Here is a 5,216-nt window from a genome sequence, read left to right on the forward strand (position 1 = left end):
CCGCCATCCGGATGAACAGTTATAATTCTTGGGGTTGTCCCCGCGAGTTACCTGAGTCATACCTCTCCCGCACGAGGGAGGCTCCTACTCAGAACAAGCCGCACACAGTTATAACTTTTGGGGTTATCCCCGCGAGTTACCTAAGTCATACCCCTCCCGTTGCGGGAGGCTCCTACTTAGAACAAGCCGCACCTCTTTTGTAGGCGGAAAAGGTTCTTCCGGAGTTGTTTCCAGTTTTGTCCTTTCCAGAGGTCACTAGATTTTTGATGTCTGTGTCTACCCATGCTCTTCTCCAGTTTGTTTACTCTGAATACCCGTGCTCAGTTTTGGGCACATCTTACCCGACGGGAGGGATTAAGTTTGGCATAACTTACCGGGGTTTCGACCTTTCCCCAGACCTCTATTTGCCGTCGTTTTGTTAGAGTCGATGCCCGGTATTATCCGGGGCACCTCTCCTTCAGAACCACGCATGAGACTTTCACCTCACGTGGCTCCTAGATATCCTCTCATGCACGGAGTGCTCCAGTGTATCTGTTGGTGGCAGCTCTGGTGAACTGCTAATAAGTTCTTCGTTTTCCAGTTGTCGTGGTTTCCATCAATATGATGAAGGTGTACAGACTCGTCTTCTAGGAACTTCAATCCACAGTGTCCACAGGAATGGTTTTGCCGTTTCAATGCTTCGGATGTAGCATCGGAGTAGAGGCGGGAATTCCTTCTGCTCCAGTAAACTAGGTCACCATCATAGGGTGACTTAGTCCCCTTTACGTTTACGTGTTGGTTCTGTTTGTAACCTACTTTTGGGAATGCCTTTTTGCATAGCTCGTTGGCTTGATACCGGTTTATTTTCTTTTCCTTTCGGAACTTACGATTTGCGGTGTATGCCATGAACCATAGACTATCCCTTGAGCTACTCATATCACAGCTACTGTGATAGTTACGCCATCCGCGAACAATGGGGGCTAGTTTCTTTGCTTTTACTTTGGCACCATAATTCGAGTTGTTGACTACGGCTTTAATCTTCTGGCGGATATTTCTGTGATTTTCCTCTGAAGGAATGCACGAAAACTTTCCGTCTTTTCTGACGCGGAATCTCCACCCCAGGAAGTCAAATCCGTCTGTCGCCTTGGTTAGCTTGGTCTTTTCTTCACTAATTTCCATTCCGCGTTCTGCCAAAAAGTCTTTAACTTTCTGAAGAATCTTTCCAGCATTATCTTTTGGCTTAAGAATAAACACCATATCATCTGCGTATCGCAGACTTGTGTGTATGTTCTCTATTCCGTTGAGTGCCACGTTTGCTAATAGGGGGCTGACCACACCACCTTGGGGTGTTCCTTGCTCTGGGAATTCCGGATTGATGCCTGCTTTTAAACACCTGAAAATCCCCTGTTTTAGGCACGCAGGAGCTAGCAATCTATCCATGATTGAGCTGTGTGCAATGCGGTCGAAGCATTTCTTTATATCTAGTTCGATTATTCTCTTTTTAGCGCCATTACAACCTGACCTTAGTTGTAATTGGAGGCGTTTTTGCACGTCTTGTGCGCACCTTCCAGTTCTAAAGCCATAGCTGTCGGCACTGAACATAGCCTCGTGGGCTGGTTCCAATGCAAATTTTGCTAGACATTGCCATGCTCGGTCGGCTATGGTTGGTACCTTTAATATCCGTGTTTTCCCATTCTTTTTAGGGATTGGGATTTCTCGGAGACCGCTATGTTTCCAGTCCTGGCCATAGTGGTTCAATTCCTCGGCAAGTTCCATGCGTTCCCTGTAATTGAGGCTTGACTTTCCATCAATTCCAGCTGTTTTCTTACCCTTATTTAGCTGTGTCACTTGTCGGACAGCCAGCAATTGTGCTGCGCGGGATTTTAGAATCAGTTTCTGTAGGGACCTTGCTTTCCTCAGGTCACCAGCTTGAACCGCTTTGTATACTCGTCTTTGTAGGCGGAATAGATTTTGGCGGAGTTTCTTCCACTTTTGTCCTTTCCATAGTTCACTATGATTACTCATGTGTCTAACCGTGCTCTCCTTGGATTTGTATATTCTGAATACCCGCAACCAGTTTTACGGTTGCATCCTACCCGGCAGTGAGGATTAGGTTTGACATAACTTACTGTGGGTTCGACCTTTCCACAGACTCATTATTGCTGCCGTTTTTTCTCGTATTAAACTAAGTCGGTGAGTCGCCTCACCGACTCGTCTTCAGAACCGTACGTGATACTTTCACATCATACGGCTCCTCATTATAGGAACCATTGTCATTGGTACCTCTAGAATGGATTGTCATCTAACTCGGATAAGTTAAATTTTTTTCCATGTTTGGCATCGTGGCAGTGAAGATGTAGTAGTTCAAGATTTTCATCATTGTCCTTTCCACCTAGTGCGCGTGGTTTTATGTGGTGCTTTTCCGTTAAATCTCCATCCCTGAATATGAGACCACAATGAGCACATTTTCCTTCTTGCCGTTTCAAAAGTTTCCCAATTGAGCTGGTCATCTCAGGATGTTTCTGCATTCTGGTGCTCCAATAGATTAAGTCTCCATCGTAGGGGCTTCTGGTGTCCTGTACTTTTTTGTGCCTTACTATTTTTGTATTGGCATGTTTTGGGAGATAGCTTTCTCCTTTTTTGAACGTCCAGTTATCCTTTCCAACGGTTCCCCAATATTTCTTGTTAACCCAAGTTTTTGATTTCTTCGGATGTCTCCTGTATCCCCATCAAGGCGAGTTTATTCCATAACAGATTCCCTAATTGGCTGAATGTTTCTTTACTACAGACTGTTTTGTAGTAATTACACCATCCGCGTATAATGGGTTTAAGTTGGCGTATTAACGCTTCCTGTGGGGCAGCTTTATATCGATTTATGACATTTGAAAGCTGCCCATAATGTTTTTGGATACTTTCCTTGGATGGTTTGATAATGGTTTTAAAACCTTGTTTCGAACGGTGTTTACCTACTTCATATTGACGTATATTGAATCCCAGAAAGTTGAATCCTTCAAAAGTGTGGGTAATCTTAGTTTTACTTGGTTTTAATTCCAGACCCATGTCTGGCAGCCACTTGTTGATTACTTCAAGACATTCTTTAACCACGGTTAGGTCTTGGTGTAGGATTACAAAGTCATCGGCATATCTGATTAATGTCAATCCTCTTTTGTAATGTCCTTTCTTCTTCCATACGGAATTAGCGAAGTTCCATATAGCCGATTCCATGCCGTGGAGAGCAATATTTGCCAGTAATGGAGAGATGACTCCACCCTGGGGAGTGCCCTCATCTGTAGATGAGAATGTTCCGTTATCCATCACACCGGCTTTTAGCCAGGACTTAATTAAACGTCTCATGGATGGATAAGTATTTAGTTTTTTTAGAAGTGCATCATGATTGATTTTGTCGAAACATTTGGCTATATCAGCATCTAAAACCCATTTAGGTTTTTTACAGATGGCTGTAAATATTGCTCCGATGGCGTCATGACATGAGCGTCCTGGTCTGAACCCATATGTATTTGGTTCAAATTTTGCTTCCCATTCTGGTTCTAAGGCCATTTTGGCAAGTGCCTGTAATGCACGGTCGTACATCGTTGGGATTCCCAGTGGTCTTTTTTCCTCCCTACCTGGCTTTGGTATCCACACTCTGCGTGTGGGTTGGGCTTTTCGATAGACCTCAAGGCTGGCTACTAAGGCGAGGCGTTTTTTCCCTGTCAGGGCTTTGACCCCGTCTATTCCGGCAGTCTTTTTGCCTTTGTTTTCCTGGGTGACCCGGCGAACCGCAATCATTTTGGCAGTCCAGGACTTCATCAGGAGTCTTTGTAGCTTTCTGACCACGCGGACTTTACCACGTTGTGAGGCTTGATATATTCGTTTTTGCAACTTAAACAAGATTTGTTCTAGCTTTCGCCAGTTAACCTTGTTCCATTCCGACTGTGGGGCGAACCCCCGAGTTTTGGACATATCAATTGTTACTTACAACCATATCTTTTCCTATAACGTGTGTCTGTCAGCGTATCCTAGGCATTACCCTAGGCATTAGCTTCTGACCCAATCTTGCCCTCCTATGACTTGCGGCTAGCTACCTACTCAGTAATCGACCTTACTGAGAGTACATATAAGGGTTACTTCGTTCCTGATAACCATTCTTTGAACTTTTAGGGTGGCACTATTCACCGGGAGAGAGGGAAATCTTTATAAGGAACGGAAACCTTATAACCTATGTTCTCCGTTGACTTTTTGTCCGTAGCGTCGTTCAACCTTTTTATTTCGCTACATTCCGATAACGATGATTCAAACGTACCTTTCTCTCGTACCCATGAGTTCTTTACCTAGACTAAACACCGTTCAGGTTAAAGGGTGTTTTGTCCGTTTGACCCTCTGCGAATTTAATTTATAGGTTTGCTAATTCTATAAATCAGGGTAAGGTTGTCACACGGATTTCACGAGGGTCAGAAGTTACCGAAAGAATAGTGCAGCCTTTATGGTCAGCAGGTTAGGCATCATAGGAGTAAGGTTTTGTACTAAGGCTGCACTATTCTAAGGTTTTGTCTCCGGGATGGATTTCCACCATCATGGTTATCAAGTTGTCATGGTTTTCGCGTGCCAAGCAGCTAATCCTCCCAAAGCCTTGTTGGCCAAGGTTTATAGCTAACGAATCGCACTCCGTACATCAGATTGTTATGGTGATTTAGGGCAGTCCGGAGATGAAACCTTAGAATAGTGGAGCCTTACACCAAAATTTTTAACCCTTTTACCCATAGCCGACTAACTATAAAGGCTCCACTATTCTTGCGGTAACTTCGTTCCCAATTTGCCTATTCCCTCCTCAGAGATTACAACTGTCCGAGCAAAGACGTTGTGAGGATAGTCGGGAATCAAGTCTCGCATGTACTGGTCAGATTGCGGCTTACGGATAAGACACTTTTTCAGGACTTTTACTACTGTTACCCATGTCACCTTCCCGTTAGCGGCAGTGTCATGCATCTGATTCATGTCTGATTCCGCCCTGGTGCCAGCGTCACTCTGCTAGGATGTCGCCTGCTCGGTGTGGCCAGATAGGGTGTCACATCACTCCTGATGGGGCGGGTTTGCACCGCCATCCTGATGGGTTAGAGTCGATGTCCCCTATTAAGGGGAGCACCTCTCCTTCAGAACCGTGCATGAAGCTTTCACCTCACACGGCTCCTAGATATTCTGGTCTTTCGACCTGCTCCAATGTATCTGTTGGTGGCAGC

General features: G+C 44.9%; 5 protein-coding genes and 1 pseudogene. 2 read left to right on the forward strand and 4 right to left on the reverse strand.

Annotation, left to right across the window (positions count from 1 at the left end; translation table 11 throughout):
* Positions 1 to 483: 483 nt before the first annotated feature.
* The 3 genes from F6J99_RS41725 to ltrA all read right to left on the reverse strand — a co-directional run bounded on the left by F6J99_RS41725 (position 484) and on the right by ltrA (position 3,942).
* Complete coding sequence (locus tag F6J99_RS41725) at positions 484 to 2,004, reverse strand: reverse transcriptase domain-containing protein (protein ID WP_293122482.1); 1,521 nt, start codon at positions 2,002 to 2,004, stop codon at positions 484 to 486.
* A gap of 260 nt (positions 2,005 to 2,264) precedes the next feature.
* A complete protein-coding gene (locus F6J99_RS41730; RefSeq protein WP_293122485.1) occupies positions 2,265 to 2,507 on the reverse strand; it encodes an HNH endonuclease signature motif containing protein in 243 nt (80 codons plus the stop codon).
* Positions 2,508 to 2,664: 157 nt separating this feature from the next.
* On the reverse strand, positions 2,665 to 3,942 hold the full coding sequence (gene ltrA / locus F6J99_RS41735) for a group II intron reverse transcriptase/maturase (RefSeq protein WP_293122489.1): 1,278 nt from the start codon (positions 3,940 to 3,942) through the stop codon (positions 2,665 to 2,667).
* A 487-nt stretch (positions 3,943 to 4,429) separates the two neighbouring features.
* Between ltrA and F6J99_RS41740 the strand changes: the two are divergent.
* Positions 4,430 to 4,522, forward strand: a pseudogene (locus F6J99_RS41740) (RNA-guided endonuclease TnpB family protein); the annotation flags it as partial.
* 242 nt (positions 4,523 to 4,764) lie between these two features.
* On the opposite strand, the gene F6J99_RS41745 reads toward F6J99_RS41740, so the two are convergent.
* Positions 4,765 to 4,965, reverse strand: coding sequence for a hypothetical protein (locus F6J99_RS41745; protein WP_293122492.1), 201 nt, complete (start codon positions 4,963 to 4,965; stop codon positions 4,765 to 4,767).
* A gap of 47 nt (positions 4,966 to 5,012) precedes the next feature.
* On the opposite strand from F6J99_RS41745, the gene F6J99_RS41750 reads away from it, so the two are divergent.
* The coding region (locus F6J99_RS41750) for a hypothetical protein (protein ID WP_293122495.1) at positions 5,013 to 5,216 on the forward strand (204 nt) is incomplete at its 3' end.

This window comes from Moorena sp. SIO4G3 (genome assembly GCF_010692305.1).
GTDB classification, from domain to species: domain Bacteria; phylum Cyanobacteriota; class Cyanobacteriia; order Cyanobacteriales; family Coleofasciculaceae; genus Moorena; species Moorena producens_A.